The following is a 14,813-nucleotide window of genomic DNA, read 5'->3' on the forward strand; positions in this document are numbered from 1 at the left end:
CCGCAGATGACCGAACGGACGGCACCCCCCGCCCGGGCCGGACAGGCCCCGTACCCCGGCCGGGTCACGCCCCCCGGCCCCGCGTCCGCCCCCGTCCTCCAGCCCGTCGGACGGCTGCGGCAGGACTGGCCCCGCACCTTCGCCGACCGCCTCACCGCACCCCTCCCCGGCGTGCGTGCCCTGGCCCGGCTCGCCCGCGAAGGAGCCGTACGCCCCCGCGCCGAGGGCCTCCGCGACATCCCCCTGCTGCCCTTCGAGCCCGGCCCGCTGCCGCCCGCGGGGCCCGAGACCCTCGCCGTCACCTGGGCCGGGCACGCCAGCTGGATCCTGCGCGTCGGCGGACTCACCGTCCTCACCGACCCCGTCTGGTCCCGCCGCATCTTCGGCACACCGGCCCGGCTCACCCCCGTCGGGGTCCGCTGGGAGGACCTGCCGCGGGTCGACGCCGTCGTCATCAGCCACAACCACTTCGACCACCTCGACGGCCCCACGCTCAAGCGGCTGCCCCGGCACACCCCGGTCTTCGTCCCGGCCGGACTGGGCCGCTGGTTCACCCGCCGCCGGTTCAGCCGCGTGACCGAGCTCGACTGGTGGGAGGCCGCCGAACTCGACGGCGTCCGCTTCGACTTCGTCCCCGCCCACCACTGGTCCAAGCGCACCCTCCTGGACACCTGCCGCTCCCTGTGGGGCGGCTGGGTGCTCACCGACCGGGCGGGGCGCCGGATCCACTTCGCCGGCGACACCGGATACGGCCACTGGTTCGCCGAGATCGGCCGCCGCTACCCCGGCATCGACCTGGCGCTGCTCCCGATCGGCGCGTACGACCCGCGCTGGTGGCTCCGTGACGTGCACACAGACCCCGAGGAGGCGGTCCGCGCGCACCAGGACCTCGGCGCGCGGCGGATGGCGCCCATGCACTGGGCCACCTTCGTGCTCTCCTCCGAGCCGGTCCTCGAACCCCTCACCCGGGTCAGGGCCGCGTGGGAGAAGGCCGGTCTGCCCCGCGAGGACCTGTGGGACCTGCCGGTCGGCGCCTCACGGGTGCTCGTTCCCTGACGGCGCCTCACGAGGGGTCCCGCGGAACCGCCGCCACAGCGCCGGGACCGCGCTGATCAGCACCGTCAGGCCCACCGCCGCGACCACGCCCTGCCAGGGGTCCGGGAAGAGCGAGCCGCCCAGGATCCCGATCAGCTGGTACGTCGCCGCCCATGCCAGACAGGCCGCCGCGTCCCCGCGGACGAAGCGGCGCAGCGGCATCTCCGCGAGCAGGCAGGCCAGCATCACCGGGATCCGGCCCGCCGGCACGAGCCGGGACAGCACGAGCACCGACACCTGGTGGGTGTCGAGCCGCTCCTGCGCGTGCGCGAGCCGGTCCGGCGTCACCCGGGACCGCAGCGCGGCGAGCCAGCGGGAGCCGTTGCGGGAGTGGACCCCGCGCTGCCCGAGCCAGTAGAGGGCCGTGTCGCCGAGCAGTGCGGCGGCCGCCGCCACCAGGAAGACGTAGAGCAGCGAGAAGGGCGAGGACTGGTGGAAGGCGACCACCGCCGCCGAACTGACGATCGCGCCCGTCGGCACGACCGGCACCAGCGCGCCGAGCGCCACCAACAGGAACAGCGAGGGATAGCCGACCGCCTGCTGCGTCGACTCCGGCGGCAGCTCGCGCACGGCCGTGACCATCCCGGTGACACCGAGGATCACCGCGCGACCTCCGGCCGCACCCGCTCGCCGTGGCCGAGGAGGTGGACCGCCACCTTCGGCGCGAGCCGGGCCGCGTGCCGTACGAACTCGTCGCCCGGTGCGTGGAACTCGTGCGGCCGCACCCCGTCGAGCCCGATCGGCCAGTACGTGCCGTAGTGCACCGGCACCGCGGCCGCGGGCGACAGCGCGGCGAGCGCCTCGGCCGCCCGCCCCGCGTCCAGGTGGCCGTGCCCGAGGTAGGGTCCCCAGCCGCCGACCGGCAGCAGGGCCACGTCCACCGGGCCCACCGCGTCGGCCATGCCGTCGAACAGGCCGGTGTCCCCGGCGAAGTACGTGCGCGCCTCGCCCTCGACGACGTACCCGAGCGCGGGGGAGCGGTGCGGCCCGAGCGGCAGCCGCCGCCCGTCGTGGAGCGCCGGGACGGCCCGTACCGTCACGCCCTCCACCGTCACCGCGTCGCCCGGCCCGACCTCGGTGAGCCGCAGCCCGTTCCGGTCGAGCCTGCGCAGCCCCGGCACGGCGGCGGGCGCGCCGCGCGGGACGAGGATCCGGGTCCCCGGCGGGAGCTGGGCCAGCGAGGGGAGGTGGAGGTGGTCGGCGTGCAGGTGCGAGACGAGGACGGCCTCGGCGTGGGCGGCCTCCGCCGGAGGCAGCGCACCGCGCCTGCGGCGCAGATGGGCGAGCCGCCGTGCGAACAGCGGATCGGTGAGGAAGCGGACCCCGGAGTCCTCGACCGTGCAGGTCGCGTGGCCCCACCAGGTGACCTCCACCGGCATGCCGCCCTTCTGCTCTGCGTCGTCCGTGCTCGTTCCGTAACGAGAGTAAATGTCCGGAGCATGCTCCGGAGGATGTTCGGGCGTCACCTTCCGGCAGTAGGGTCGGTCCATGGACGACGTTCGGGTGGCGGCGATCGCCAGCCTCACCCCGCTCGAAGAGCTGGACAGCGACCCCTTCCTTGTCGACACGCGCGGTCAGCACGCGCTGTGTGCCCGCTGGGCCGACGACAAGGGGTACGTGCTCGCCCGCCAGCTGTTCTGTTACGGAATCCGCCCGGACCACGCGGAGCTCTGGGCCGACGTGGAGGCCGGGACGGTGGACCTCTTCGTGGCCCCCAGCGAGCGGGTCCTCGCCCGCGCGCTGACCTCCGTGCCGGGCTTCCGCGCCGAGTGCGAGCGGCGCGGGGTGCGGGTGGAGACCGTCGGACTTGACGAACCCCCGTACGACACGGCGGCGAAGGCGGGCGTCCACCGGCGGCTGTCGATGCCCACCGCCGGATACGACGGCTCCTGAGCCTCCGTCGTCACCGTCGGCCCGCCCGCGAGGCCCCGTCGTCGCCGGCGGCTCGTGTGGTCCCTTCGTCACCGGCGCCCCGTGCGGCTCCGCCCGTGCGGCCCGCACCTTTTCCCACCCGCCCGATCGCGGCCGTTGTGCCACGCTTGAGGCAGGAAACGGGCGAAAGGTGAAGCGCGCGTGGGTGACGGGCGATGGGGTGGCGCCGACCGCTGGCGGTCCGCGGGCAGAGCGGTGTGGCGGATGGTCGCGGTCTGGGCGGTGTCCACGCTCACGATGCTCGTCCTCGCCGGGCTGCTCCCCGACTTCCAGCTGCAGTCCGCCGACGGCGACAGCTTCACGAGAACCGCCCTCACCGCCGCCACGGCCGCGGGCGCCTTCGGTCTGCTCGGCGCGCTCGTCTGGCCGGTGATCGTGCGGGCCCTGCTGCTCGTCCCGGCGCTCGTCCTCGGCCTGCTCGTCTTCTTCCTCAACGGCTCGCTGCTGCTCGTCGCCCTGTGGCTGATTCCCGACGGGCGCGGTGCCGCCGACCCCGAGACGGCCGTCGTCGTCGCCGCCGTGATGTCCGCCGTCGCCTCCGGCACCTCCACGGCCCTCGCCGTCCGCGACGACGACGCCTACCGGCGCCGGCTGTACCGGCTCACCGGCCGCACCCGCCCCCGCGATCCCGGCGACTCGGCGGGCGCGGTGCCCGGCACGGTCTTCCTCCAGCTCGACGGCGTCGGCCACCACGTCCTGCGCGGCGCCGTCGCCGACGGACTGATGCCGACCGTCGCGGGCTGGCTGGACGCAGGCCACCGGCTCACCCCCTGGCGCACCGACTGGTCCAGCCAGACCGGTGCCAGCCAGCTCGGCATCCTGCACGGCTCCAACGAGGACGTGCCCGCCTTCCGCTGGTACGAGAAGGACACCGGCCGGATCATGGTGTCGAACCGCCCGGCGAGCGCCGTCGAGCTCCAGCGCCGGGCCGTGCGCCGCACCGGGGACGCCGGTCTGCTCACCGTCGACGGGGCCTCCCGGGGCAACCTCTTCAGCGGCGGCGCCGACCAGCTGGCCCTCGTCCTGTCGGTGGCCGCCCGCCGCGGCCGCCGCAACCGCTCCCGGGCCGGCTACTTCGCGTACTTCTCCGATCCGGCCAACGCCGTCCGCACGGCCGGATCGTTCGTCACCGAGTGCGTCAGGGAGATGTACCAGTCGACGCGGGCGCTGCTGCGCCGGGAGTCCCCGAGGGTCTCGCGCGGCGGCACGTACCCCTTCGTCCGCGCCTTCGCGACGGTCGTCGAGCGGGACGTCGTCGTCTCGGCCGTGATGGGCGACATGCTGGCCGGGCGGACCGCGGTCTACGCCGACCTCGTCGCGTACGACGAGGTGGCACACCACTCGGGGCCGCACGGCCGCGACACGGACCAGGTCCTGGGGCGCCTCGACCGGGCGATCGCGCTCATCGCGACCGTCGCCGAGCACGCCCCTCGCCCGTACCGGATCGTGCTCCTCTCCGACCACGGGCAGTCCCCCGGAGAGACCTTCGAGTCGGCGTACGGGCTGACGCTGAAGGACCTCGTACGGGCCGGGTGCGGGCTCCCGGTGCCGCGCCGGGTGCGGCGCACCCGGTGGGGGCACCCCCAGACGGAGTCCGGGGGAGGGAGCGAGGCGCGGGACGCGGCCAGGGACGCGCTGCGCAGCGCCCTGCACCGGCCGGTGGACGAGAGCGGCGAGACGGCGCGGGAGCTGCCCGCCAGGCCCTCCGAGCCGGTGGTCCTCGCCTCCGGGAACCTCGGCCTGATCTCCTTCCCCGACGTGCCGCACCGGATGACCCGGGAGGAGATCGACCGCCGCCATCCGGCGCTGCTGCGGTCCCTGGCGCACCATCCGGGCGTCGGCTTCGTGCTCGTGGCGAGCGCCGAGCACGGTTCCGTGGTGCTCGCCCGCGACGGGGTCGAGGTGCCGGTCGCCGAGCTCACGGACGACGGACCGCTCGCGGTCTTCGGGCGGGGCGCGGCGCGGGCGGTGCGGCGCACGGACGGCTTCCCGCACGTCGCGGACATCATGGTCAACTCCATGTACGACCCGGCGACGGGCGGCGTGCACGCCTTCGAGGAGCAGATCGGCTCGCACGGCGGTCTCGGCGGCGAGCAGTCGCACGCCTTCCTGCTCTCGCCGCCCGACCTCTCGCCGCCGGTGCGGGAGGGGGAGGAGCTGGTGGGGGCGGAGCAGGTGCACCGGGTGCTGCGGCGCTGGCTGCGCGAGTGCTCGGGGCCGCAGGTGCCGCTGGGTCCGCTGCAGATTTCCCCGTCCAAGGGCACATCGGAATCACTTCTTCCGGTTGACGACCCGGTCGCGCAGGACAAAAACCATTGATTTGGACGCCTGTTCGCCGTTACCGGACGATGGTCCGGATTTGTACGACGGAAGGCGCACCACCCCATGAGCACGGCCACCACAACTCCACAGCGGGACACGGCACAGCAGGAGGGCGAGGGCACCCAGCACGCCCGCCGCTTCGGACTCCCCATCGCGACCGCCCTGGTCATGGGCAACATCATCGGCGGCGGGATCTTCCTGCTGCCGGCCTCCGTCGCCCCGTACGGCACCATCAGCCTCGTCGCCTTCGGTGTCCTCACCCTCGGCGCGATCGCCCTCGCCCTCGTCTTCGGCCGGCTCGCCCGCCGCCTGCCGCAGACCGGCGGACCCTACGTCTACGCCCGCGCCGCCTTCGGCGACTTCGCCGGCTTCCTCGCCGCCTGGTCGTACTGGATCACCGCCTGGGTCTCCAACGCCGCCCTCGCCGTCGCCGCCGTCGGCTACCTCGACGTCCTCGTGCCCGTCCACGAGTCCAAGGCCGCCACCATCGCCGCCGCCCTGCTCCTCCAGTGGCTGCCCGCGCTCGCCAACCTGGCCGGCACCCGCTACGTCGGCGCGGTGCAGCTCGTCGCGACCGTGCTCAAGTTCGTCCCGCTGATCCTCGTCGCCGTCGGCGGCCTGTTCTTCTTCGACAGCGCCAACCTCGGCCCCTTCCACCCGGGCGAGGGCAGCGCGCTCGGCGCGGTCTCCGCCTCCGCCGCGATCCTGCTCTTCAGCTACCTCGGCGTGGAGTCCGCCGCCGTCAGCGCCGGCGAGGTCCGCGACCCCCGCCGCAACGTCGGCCGCGCCACCGTCCTCGGCACCCTCGGCGCCGCCGCGGTCTACCTCCTCGGCACCCTCGCCGTCTTCGGCACCGTCGCCCACGACAGGCTCGTCGCCTCCACCGCGCCCTTCTCCGACGCCGTGAACGCCATGTTCGGCGGCTCCTGGGGCGGCACCGCCGTCGCCTGCATGGCCCTGGTCTCCATGCTCGGCGCCCTCAACGGCTGGACCCTGCTCAGCGCCCAGGCCCCCTACGCGGCCGCCCGCGACGGACTCTTCCCGAAGGTCTTCACGGTCAAGCGGCGCGGCGTGCCCACCGCCGGAGTCCTCGTCACCGTCGTCCTCGCCTCGCTCCTGACGGTCTACAACTACACGGCCGGCACGAAGGGCGTCTTCGAGATCCTCGTCCTCGTCACCACCTTCACCGCCACCGTCCCCTACCTGCTGTCCACCGCCGCCCAGATCTACTTCCTGCTCTCCGGGCAGTCCGAGAAGGTGTCCGGGGCCCGGCTCGCCCGCGACGGCGTCCTCGCCCTCGCCGCCTTCGGCTTCTCCCTCTGGCTCGTCGCCGGCTCCGGCTACGCCGCCGTCTACCAGGGCGTCCTCTTCCTCTTCGCCGGCGTCCTCGTCTACGCGTGGATGGCGGCCCGCAAGCAGCGCCTGGGGGCCCGGGGAGTGAATCCGGACCTCGCCGCGTAGGCCGCCCGGGCGGATCTCGGGCCAGGGGCGCCGCACCCGTCGTACGGCGGGGCAGTACGGATCTCCGTGAGCCCCGCGCGCCCGACACCGCCCGCGCCCGCCACCCCGGCGGGACGCCCGGCACGCCCGGACCGGGGCAGGCACCGGTGGATCGCGCTCCTCCTCGTCCTCGCCGCGCTGCTCGGCACCGGGGCCGCCGCCGTGCTCCCCGTCGCCGAGACACGCGCCGCGGCCGCCGCCCCGGCGTCCGACCCGGGCGGCGAGACCCACGACCAGGGCGCCACCGAGGCCGGACTGCCCGGCCGGACCCGACGGCCCGGCACGGGCCTCCGCCCCGCCGAGCCCGCGCCCGGCCCCCGGCCCGACGGCCCCCGTCCGGCCCGGGTGGCCGCTCCCGTACCCGCCCCGCGCGACGACGCGCTCCGGTGCGTGGTGATGCGCTGCTGAGAGGCCCCGCCTCCCCGCAGTCCCCCATCACCCCCGTACCACGAGGAGCTTCGCCATGCCCGTCGACCCGTACGCCGTCCTCCAGGCCCTGCTGCGCGCCGAGGCCGCCCGCGCCCGGCGCACCGAACGCACCGCCCCCGAGCCCGGCACCCCGGCCCCCGCGCCGACGCCCGAGCCGCCCGCCCGCCGGGAGGACGCCCTCCGCCGGGAACGCCCCCTGCGCTGACCACGGCCACCGGCCTCCCGGAGCGTGCCTCCGGGAGGCTGCCGGGCCGGTCAGGTCAGCACCGTGAAGGCATGGGCCGTCAAGGCCCGTTCGAGCCGCCCGCGCAGCCGCAGCGCCGTCTCGTCGAGACGGTTCTCCTCCTCCACCGGCAGCGAGAACCCCACCGCCGAATGGACCCCGCCGACCGTGATCGGCACGGCCCCGCACACCGTGCCGAGCATGTACTCCTCCCGCTCGACCACCGGCGCGCCCCGGCGGATCCGGGCCAGCCTGCGCATGAGCGCCTCCTCGTCCGGGACCGTCCGCGGCGTCAGCCTGCGCACCGGCCGCCGCGCCAGATACGCCCGGCGGGCCTCCGCGTCCAGCTGGGCGAGGAGACACTGCCCCAGCGCGTGGGCGTGCGCGGTGGCGCGGAACTCCGCCCACTCCGCGACGGCCGGCCTCCCCGGGGCGTCCACACTCATGACGACCTCGACCTCGCCGTCCGCCATCACCGCGTAGTACACGGGCGCGTCGAGCTCCTCGCCCAGCAGCCGCAGCCAGTCCGGCAGCCGGGCGCCGTGCCCGCGCCCCTGCCCGGCGAGCCGCGGGGCGGCGGGCCCGAGCCGGAACGCTCCGCGCTCGTGGCGCAGATGACCGTCGTGGACGAGGGTGCGCAGCAGGTGGTACGTGGTGGCCAGGGGCAGCCCGGCCATCCGGGAGAGGCGCTTGGCGGTGAGCTCGCCGTGCTCGGCGACGAGTTCGAGCAGGGCCAGCGCGCGACGGACGGATCCTATGAGAGTGGGGCTGGTGGGGGCCATGGGGCCAGTGTGACGACGCTTCCGCGCCCGCGTGCCCCTCTTCTGGATCTTGTACGTTCACCCCGCCCGCGCCGCGCGGAGCGCCACGATCCTCCAGGGCGAGGTCGGTGACCTGCGCTTCGGCGCGGCCCCGGGCCGGGCCCCCGGACCGCGGGCGAACAGGCCCCGCCCTCAGGCCGTCTCCTCCTCGGGCGCGCCCTCCGCACCCCGCCTCGTGTGCAGGCTCACCAGGACCGTCGCCGTCGCGGCCAGGACCGCCAGGGCCACCAGGGCCGGGACCAGGCCGACCAGCGGGCCCGCCGCCAGGCAGCACACCCCGCCCACGGCCAGGGCGGTCGGCCGCCGGCCCGAGGTGCGCAGGACGATTGCGGCGGCGCCCAGCAGATAGACGCCGACGCCCCCGGTCAGCGACCAGGCCACGACGCCGTGCAGGGGCTCGGCCAGGTCGTAGTGCGTGGTGTCGGCGACCTGCTGGAGGACCTTCTTCATCCCGAGCGCGCAGAGTACGACCCCCGCGACCAGCGGCAGGTGCAGGAACGTGTAGACGTCCCGCGCGAAGCGGGTGCGCTCGTCGCCGTCGAGCCCGGAGAGACGGTGCTCCGCGGCCTCGCCGAGCTGCCGGAAGTACAGCCGCCACAGCCCCGCCGAGAGCAGCAGCCCCGCGGCCGAGGCGCCGAGCACCGCGTACGAGAGCGGGAAGCCGGAGACGCCGACGCCCATCGCCACGATGGACTCGCCCAGCGCGATGATCACGATCAGACCGTGCCGCTCGGCGAAGTGCCCGGGGGAGTTGACCCGCCAGCCGGAGGAGCCGGTGATGTAGATCCCGCCGTAGTCGACGGCCACCGCCCCCAGCCACCACAGGAGCTGGACCCGGCCGTCGTAAGCGCAGCCGATGAGCAGCAGCACCAGCGGCGGCAGCACGGACGCCATGGCCGTGCGCCGCAGGGTGGCCCGCAGGGCGGCGTCGCCGGGGCTGGAGAGCCAGTACGAGGTCAGGTGCAGGGTGCGCACCGCGCCGTAGCAGAGCACGAACACCAGCGGGACCGAGAGCCCGCCCGGCGCGTCCGTGAAGACGTCGGGCACGGCGAGGGACACGATCAGGACGACGGCCATGACGGTCACGAGGACGCCGAACAGGGCGCCGGAATCGGCCCGTACGACATTGCCCAGCCAGGCGAAGGCGCACCAGCACCACCAGAGCAGCGCGAGCACGACCATCGCGCCCACCATCCGCATCGGCGAGGGCGCGGCCGCCATCAGCGCCGTGACCTGCGTGATCGCGTACACGAACACCAGGTCGAAGAAGAGCTCCGCGGGCGTCACCTTGTGATCGTCCCCGGTGGCCACCATGGCCCGTTCCCTGTTCCACGCCATCCGTGATCTCCCCCTCCGGGGCACCGGTTCCGGCCACCCCGGCGCGAAGACTACTCACCCCGGGAGGGCGACGGCACGGCCGCCCGGGGACCGGTATTACTCCCCAGGTAATCGACCCCTTCCCCACCCGCCCGCCATGCTCGTGAACACCGGAACCCGGGCGGCGCACTCCGCTCGGGCTCCGGGCCCACCACCAGCACGAACGTCCCCCTTTTGGAGGGTGATCCGCCATGTCCCAGGCCCTGCTCGCCGGCCTCGCCCGCACCACCCGCCCCCAGTCCGCGGTGCGCCGCTTCCTCGCCCTCGACGCCGTCGTCACCGGGGCCAACGGGATCGCCTACCTCGCCGCCTCCGGCCCCCTCGGCGAACTCCTCGGCGTCGACGCCGGACTCCTCCTCGAACTCGGCCTCTTCCTCACCGTGTTCGCCGCGGGCGTCGCCTGGCTCGCGAGCCGCCCGCAGCCCCCGGCGCTCGCCGTGAAGCTCGTCGTCGACGCCAACGTCCTCTGGGCCGTGCTCAGCCTCGTCGCCCTCGTCGCCTGGCTGGAGCCGACCACCGCCGGCCTGCTGTGGACCCCGGTGCAGGCCGCCACCGTCGCCGGCTTCGCCGGACTCCAGTGGGCCGCCCTCAGGGCCGCGGCCTCCGCGGCCCGCTGAGGGTCAGCCGCCCGCCGTCGCCGCGGCGAGCGACCGCAGGTACGCGACCGTCTCCGGGTCGGCCGGGAGGAACGTCTCGATGGCCAGCTCGGCGACGGTCACGTCCATCGGCGTGTTGAACGTCGAGATCGACGACACGAACGACAGCACCCGCCCGTCGTGCTCGATCCGCAGCGGCAGCGCGAAGTACGGGTACGGCTCCGCGTCCGGACGGTCCTCCGGGTCGACCCGCTCGGGCACCGGATAGGCCGCCACCTCCTCGTACAGCTCCCGCAGCGGCTCCGAACGGGCCAGCGCGATCTGACGCTCCATCTGGGCCAGGAGGTGGCCCCTCCATTCCCGCAGGTTCCGGATCCTGGGCGCCAGGCCCTCCGGGTGCAGGGTGAGCCGCATCGCGTTCATCGGCGGCGTCAGCAGATGCTCCGGAAGCCCGCCGATGAGCAGCTCGATGCCCCGGTTCGCCGCGACCACGGTGTAGGTGCCGTCGACCACGAGCGCCGGATACGGCTCGTACCCGTCGAGCAGCTGCTGGATGCCCCAGCGCAGCGTCTCCAGGCGCGGCGCGTCCAGCGGCGACTCCGCGTACCGGGGGGCGTAACCCGCCGCGAGCAGCAGCGCGTTCCGCTCGCGCACCGGCACCTCCAGGTGCTCGGCGAGCTTGAGGACCATCTCCTCGCTCGGCCGGGACCGGCCGGTCTCCACGAAGGAGATGTGCCGCGCCGAGGAGTCCGCGCGCAGCGCCAGCTCCAGCTGGCTCAGCCGCCGCTGCTCACGCCATCCGCGCAGCAGCGGTCCCACCCCCGTGTCGCTCACGACAGTTGTCATGGCCGGACGGTATCCCAGAGGGGGACGCCGGGTAGCTTTCTCCCCGGGGCCCCTGTCCGTCACCCCGTCACCCCGCACCACCCGACCGGAGGGAGCACCGCCGTGCCCACACAGCCGCTGTCGCAGAAGGAGATCGAGGACCGCCTCAGGGAGCTCCCCGGCTGGTCCGTCGACGCGGACCGGCTCACCCGGACCTACCGGCTCGGCGACCACTTCGCCGCGACCGCGCTCGTCGTCCACGTGGCCCAGATCCAGCAGGAGCTCGACCACCACTCCGACCTCACCCTCGGCTACAACACCGTCGCCCTCGCCGTGAACACCCACTCCGCGGGCGGCGCCGTCACCGAGAAGGACTTCGAACTCGCCGACCGCGTCGAGCGGATCGCCCCGGGCCACGGCGCGAGCTGACAGCTCATGAGGATCACCGGCATGGCGGAGACCGTGCTCGACTACGAGACCGAGGCAGCGCACTACGACCGGACCCGCGGCGGCGTGCCCCGCGCCGAGGCGGCTGCCGAGGCCGTGCTGCGCCTCGTGCCGCCCGGTGCCCGCACGCTGCTCGACCTCGCCTGCGGCACCGGCCTCGTCACCGAACGCCTCACCCGGTCAGGACTGCGCGTGTACGGGGCCGACGCCGCACACGCCATGGTGCGGGTCGCCGCCGGCCGGGCCCCCGCCCGCGTCGTACGCGCCGACGCCCGGCGGCTGCCGCTGCCGGACGCCTCCCTGGACGCCGTCGCCGCCGTCTGGCTGCTGCACCTCGTGCCCTTCGCCGCGGACATCGTCGCCGAGGCGGCCCGGGTGCTGCGCCCCGGCGGCGTCCTCGTCGCCACCGTCGACAAGGACGCCGCCCACGACGTCGGCAGCGACATCGACGCGGTCCTCCGCCCGTACCGCTCGGCCGCGGCAGCCTCCGACCGCGCCGACCGCATCACCGCGACCGCGGCCGCCCACGGGCTCGCTCCCGCTGCCGACACCCGCTTCACCGGCCACGGACAGGGCCGCACCCCGCGCGACACCGTCCGGAGGCTGCGCGCCGGATACTTCGCCTCCTGGTTCGACGGCGACCCGGCGACCACCGAGACCCTCGCCGCCGCGCTGTCCGCCCTCCCGGACCAGGACCGCCCCCGAGCCGACCCCCGTTACCGGCTCGCGAGCTTCGTCAGGCGCGGCTGAACTCCATCACGCAGTTCGTCACCCACGGGTCCGTGCCGAGCACCGCGAACGCCTGCTCCCAGGAAGGCGAAGCCGCCCGGGTCACGCGCGGCCTCCCGTGGTGCCGGAGGGCAGCGCGTCCGCGAGGTAGCCGGCCAGGTCCGGCGTCCCCGGCGCCAGCATGTGCCGTATCCAGGACCGCCGTTCGTGTTCGAGCGGCGCCAGCTCCCACACACAGCCGATCCACGAGCGGTCGACCCGGACGAAGTGCGCCGGATCGGTGTCCGGGCAGTCCAGGGCCGGCTGCCCGGCCGCCCCGCCGCCGAAGTGCAGGACGTTGTCCCACACCCAGCTGTACGCGTTGAGGTACGCGCCGCTGTCACCGCCCCGGTGCAGCACCACGAAACCCGCCGCCGGGGTGCCGTCCGTCGCCGGGAGCAGCTCCGGAAGCAGCGCGTACGCCGCCTTCTCCACCTCCGGTTCGATGCCCTCGGGGCCGGCGGTGACGTGGTAGCGCTTGAGGTGCCGGCCGGCGATCTCGACCGGCGGCAGCGCGATGAGGTTCTTCTCTGCGAAAGCCATGGCTGGACTGTAGGAACCCTTCACTGACACCTTGTGTCAGTGAAGTCCAGCCGTCTCCTCTCGATCCTCCTGCTGCTCCAGACCGGCGGCCGGATGACCGCCGGCAGGCTCGCCGAGGAGCTCGGGGTCTCCGTCCGCACCGTCTACCGCGACGTCGAGGCGCTGCACGCCGCCGGCGTGCCCCTCTACGGCGACGCCGGGCACCGCGGCGGCTACCGGCTCCTGCCCGGCAGCCGCACCCGCCTCACCGACCTGTTCGCCCGCGAGGCCGAGGCGCTCGTCCTCGCCGGCATGCCCGGCGCCGCCGAAGGGCTCGGCCTCGGCCCGCACTTCGCCGACGCCCAGCTGAAACTGCGCGCCGCCCTCCCGGCCGTCCTGCGCGAGCACGTCGACCGGCTGCGGGGCCGCTTCCACATCGACGCCCCCGGCTGGTACGACGAGGGCGACGAGGCCCCGTTCCTGCCCGAGGTCGCCGACGCCGTCCGCAGCGGACGCGCCCTGCAGGTCCGCTACCGGCGCTGGAAGGAGCCGACGGACGTCGACCGGCGCCTGGAGCCGTACGGTCTCGTCCTCAAGGCCGGCCGCTGGTACCTGGTCGCCGGCCCGGGCCCGCGCACCTACCGCGTCGACCAGATCCTCGCCCTCACCGTCACCGACGAGGAGGCCGCCGTCCCTGTCGGCTTCGACCTCGCCGCCCACTGGCGAGGCAGCCAGGAGGACTTCCACCAGCGGCTCCACCAGGGCGAGGCGGTCGTACGGATCTCCCCGCGCGGCGCGGCACGCCTCACCGGCGCCGCCGCCAGGGCCCTCGCCGCCACCGGCACCCCCGAACCCGACGGCTGGACGCGCGCCACCCTGCCCGTCGAGACGCCCGAACACGCCCACGACACCTTCCTCGGGCTCGGCGCGGAGGTGGAGGTCCTCGCCCCCGAGGACCTCCGCGACCGCATCGCCGCGACCGTACGCACCCTGGCCGCGCGGTACGCCTGAACCCGCTCGGGACCCGGAGGGGACGGGGTTCAGGATCGGGCCCCCTGCCCGCCCCACGTCTCCGCCGCGAACTCGGCGAAGGAGCGCGGCTCCCGGCCCAGGATCCGCTTCACCCCGTCCGTCGCCGAGGAGTTGTGCCCGTCGAGCAGCGTCGCGAACAGCGCCGCCAGCCACTCGGCCTCCGGCGCCGGAAGCCCGAACCCGCCGAGCAGTCCGGCGTATTCGGCCTCGGACACCGCCTCGTACACCACCGGACGGCCCGAGGCGCGGGAGATCTCCGCCGCCACCTCCGCGAAGCCCACCGGCCGGGGACCCGTCACCTCGTGCACCCGCCCCGCGTGCCCGTCCGCCGTCAGGGTCTCCACGACGACGTCCGCCAGATCGCCCGCGTCGATGAACGGCTCTGCCGTGTCCCCGGCCGGGAACACCACCGCGCCCTCCGCGACACCCTCCGCCAGCAGCCCCTCGGAGAAGTTCTGCGCGAAGAACGAGGCCCGCACGACGGCCAGTTCGGCCCCCGGCGCCGCCGCCCGCAGTGCCTCCTCCGCCAGGACCGCCTCCGGCTCACCGCGCCCGGAGAGGAGCGTGAGCCGCCGGACCCCGTGCTCCACGGCCAGCCGTCCGAAGGCCTCCATCGCCCCGACCGCCCCGGGGGCGGCCAGGTCCGGGTAGTAGGCCACGTACGCGGCGTCCGCGCCCCGCAGCGCGGGCCCCCAGGTCTCCGGGGCCTCCCAGTCGAAGACGGTCGCCCCGCTCCGGGAGCCGGCCCGGACCGTCAGGCCGCGGGCCGCCAGCCGCTCGGCCACCCGCCGCCCGGTCTTGCCGGTGGCGCTGGTCACCAGGACCGTCGTGTTCTGCGTGTTCCGCGTGTTCTGCGCGTTGTTCGTCTGCGTCGTCATGGCTCCAGACTCCCGCCCCGGCCCCCGCCCGCCCATGCTGCGCCGT

At 75.0% G+C, this 14,813-nt stretch carries 17 protein-coding genes; 10 read left to right on the forward strand and 7 right to left on the reverse strand.

Annotation, left to right across the window (positions count from 1 at the left end; translation table 11 throughout):
• The first annotated feature begins 6 nt into the window (after nucleotides 1-6).
• Nucleotides 7-1,056: an MBL fold metallo-hydrolase gene (locus ABT041_RS29980; RefSeq protein ID WP_351190291.1), complete on the forward strand. Its 1,050-nt coding sequence runs from the start codon at nucleotides 7-9 to the stop codon at nucleotides 1,054-1,056.
• Here the strand turns inward: ABT041_RS29980 and ABT041_RS29985 are convergent.
• The gene (locus tag ABT041_RS29985) at nucleotides 1,036-1,677 is read right to left on the reverse strand and encodes a DedA family protein (protein WP_351190378.1); all 642 of its coding nucleotides are present in this window, start codon (nucleotides 1,675-1,677) and stop codon (nucleotides 1,036-1,038) included. The two genes, ABT041_RS29980 and ABT041_RS29985, sit on opposite strands and share 21 nt — an antisense overlap.
• A gap of 17 nt (nucleotides 1,678-1,694) precedes the next feature.
• Nucleotides 1,695-2,474, reverse strand: coding sequence for an MBL fold metallo-hydrolase (locus ABT041_RS29990; RefSeq protein WP_351190293.1), 780 nt, complete (start codon nucleotides 2,472-2,474; stop codon nucleotides 1,695-1,697).
• 109 nt (nucleotides 2,475-2,583) lie between these two features.
• On the opposite strand from ABT041_RS29990, the gene ABT041_RS29995 reads away from it, so the two are divergent.
• From ABT041_RS29995 to ABT041_RS30015, 5 genes are all read left to right on the forward strand, one after another.
• Nucleotides 2,584-2,988, forward strand: coding sequence for a recombinase family protein (locus ABT041_RS29995; RefSeq protein ID WP_351190295.1), 405 nt, complete (start codon nucleotides 2,584-2,586; stop codon nucleotides 2,986-2,988).
• Between the two features lie 243 nt (nucleotides 2,989-3,231).
• Nucleotides 3,232-5,346, forward strand: a complete 2,115-nt coding sequence (locus ABT041_RS30000; RefSeq protein WP_351190380.1) for a phage holin family protein — start codon at nucleotides 3,232-3,234, stop codon at nucleotides 5,344-5,346.
• Nucleotides 5,347-5,412: 66 nt separating this feature from the next.
• Nucleotides 5,413-6,810 (forward strand): amino acid permease, encoded by a 1,398-nt coding sequence (locus tag ABT041_RS30005; protein WP_351190297.1) that lies wholly within the window; start codon nucleotides 5,413-5,415, stop codon nucleotides 6,808-6,810.
• A gap of 66 nt (nucleotides 6,811-6,876) precedes the next feature.
• The gene (locus tag ABT041_RS30010) at nucleotides 6,877-7,257 is read left to right on the forward strand and encodes a hypothetical protein (RefSeq protein WP_351190299.1); all 381 of its coding nucleotides are present in this window, start codon (nucleotides 6,877-6,879) and stop codon (nucleotides 7,255-7,257) included.
• A gap of 55 nt (nucleotides 7,258-7,312) precedes the next feature.
• Nucleotides 7,313-7,483: a hypothetical protein gene (locus tag ABT041_RS30015; protein ID WP_351190301.1), complete on the forward strand. Its 171-nt coding sequence runs from the start codon at nucleotides 7,313-7,315 to the stop codon at nucleotides 7,481-7,483.
• A 50-nt stretch (nucleotides 7,484-7,533) separates the two neighbouring features.
• Here the strand turns inward: ABT041_RS30015 and ABT041_RS30020 are convergent, their stop codons facing one another.
• Both ABT041_RS30020 and ABT041_RS30025 read right to left on the reverse strand, forming a co-directional pair.
• Nucleotides 7,534-8,283 (reverse strand): IclR family transcriptional regulator, encoded by a 750-nt coding sequence (locus tag ABT041_RS30020; protein ID WP_351190303.1) that lies wholly within the window; start codon nucleotides 8,281-8,283, stop codon nucleotides 7,534-7,536.
• Between the two features lie 171 nt (nucleotides 8,284-8,454).
• On the reverse strand, nucleotides 8,455-9,660 hold the full coding sequence (locus ABT041_RS30025) for a low temperature requirement protein A (protein WP_351190305.1): 1,206 nt from the start codon (nucleotides 9,658-9,660) through the stop codon (nucleotides 8,455-8,457).
• A 230-nt stretch (nucleotides 9,661-9,890) separates the two neighbouring features.
• Between ABT041_RS30025 and ABT041_RS30030 the strand changes: the two genes are divergently transcribed.
• Nucleotides 9,891-10,316 (forward strand): hypothetical protein, encoded by a 426-nt coding sequence (locus ABT041_RS30030; protein WP_351190307.1) that lies wholly within the window; start codon nucleotides 9,891-9,893, stop codon nucleotides 10,314-10,316.
• 3 nt (nucleotides 10,317-10,319) lie between these two features.
• Here the strand turns inward: ABT041_RS30030 and ABT041_RS30035 are convergent, their stop codons facing one another.
• Nucleotides 10,320-11,141, reverse strand: a complete 822-nt coding sequence (locus tag ABT041_RS30035; protein WP_351190309.1) for a helix-turn-helix domain-containing protein — start codon at nucleotides 11,139-11,141, stop codon at nucleotides 10,320-10,322.
• 102 nt (nucleotides 11,142-11,243) lie between these two features.
• Between ABT041_RS30035 and ABT041_RS30040 the strand changes: the two genes are divergently transcribed.
• A complete protein-coding gene (locus tag ABT041_RS30040) occupies nucleotides 11,244-11,549 on the forward strand; it encodes a 4a-hydroxytetrahydrobiopterin dehydratase (protein ID WP_351190311.1) in 306 nt (101 codons plus the stop codon).
• A 21-nt stretch (nucleotides 11,550-11,570) separates the two neighbouring features.
• On the forward strand, nucleotides 11,571-12,317 hold the full coding sequence (locus ABT041_RS30045) for a class I SAM-dependent methyltransferase (RefSeq protein ID WP_351190313.1): 747 nt from the start codon (nucleotides 11,571-11,573) through the stop codon (nucleotides 12,315-12,317).
• 81 nt (nucleotides 12,318-12,398) lie between these two features.
• On the opposite strand, the gene ABT041_RS30050 is transcribed toward ABT041_RS30045, so the two are convergent.
• Nucleotides 12,399-12,878, reverse strand: coding sequence for a hypothetical protein (locus tag ABT041_RS30050; protein ID WP_351190315.1), 480 nt, complete (start codon nucleotides 12,876-12,878; stop codon nucleotides 12,399-12,401).
• Nucleotides 12,879-12,917: 39 nt separating this feature from the next.
• On the opposite strand from ABT041_RS30050, the gene ABT041_RS30055 reads away from it, so the two are divergent.
• Nucleotides 12,918-13,868, forward strand: coding sequence for a helix-turn-helix transcriptional regulator (locus ABT041_RS30055; RefSeq protein ID WP_351190317.1), 951 nt, complete (start codon nucleotides 12,918-12,920; stop codon nucleotides 13,866-13,868).
• A 29-nt stretch (nucleotides 13,869-13,897) separates the two neighbouring features.
• On the opposite strand, the gene ABT041_RS30060 is transcribed toward ABT041_RS30055, so the two are convergent.
• Nucleotides 13,898-14,767, reverse strand: a complete 870-nt coding sequence (locus ABT041_RS30060) for a Rossmann-fold NAD(P)-binding domain-containing protein (RefSeq protein ID WP_351190319.1) — start codon at nucleotides 14,765-14,767, stop codon at nucleotides 13,898-13,900.
• Nucleotides 14,768-14,813 lie beyond the last annotated feature (46 nt).

The organism is Streptomyces sp. NPDC002825, from assembly GCF_040295385.1.
Taxonomy (GTDB): Bacteria; Actinomycetota; Actinomycetes; order Streptomycetales; family Streptomycetaceae; genus Streptomyces.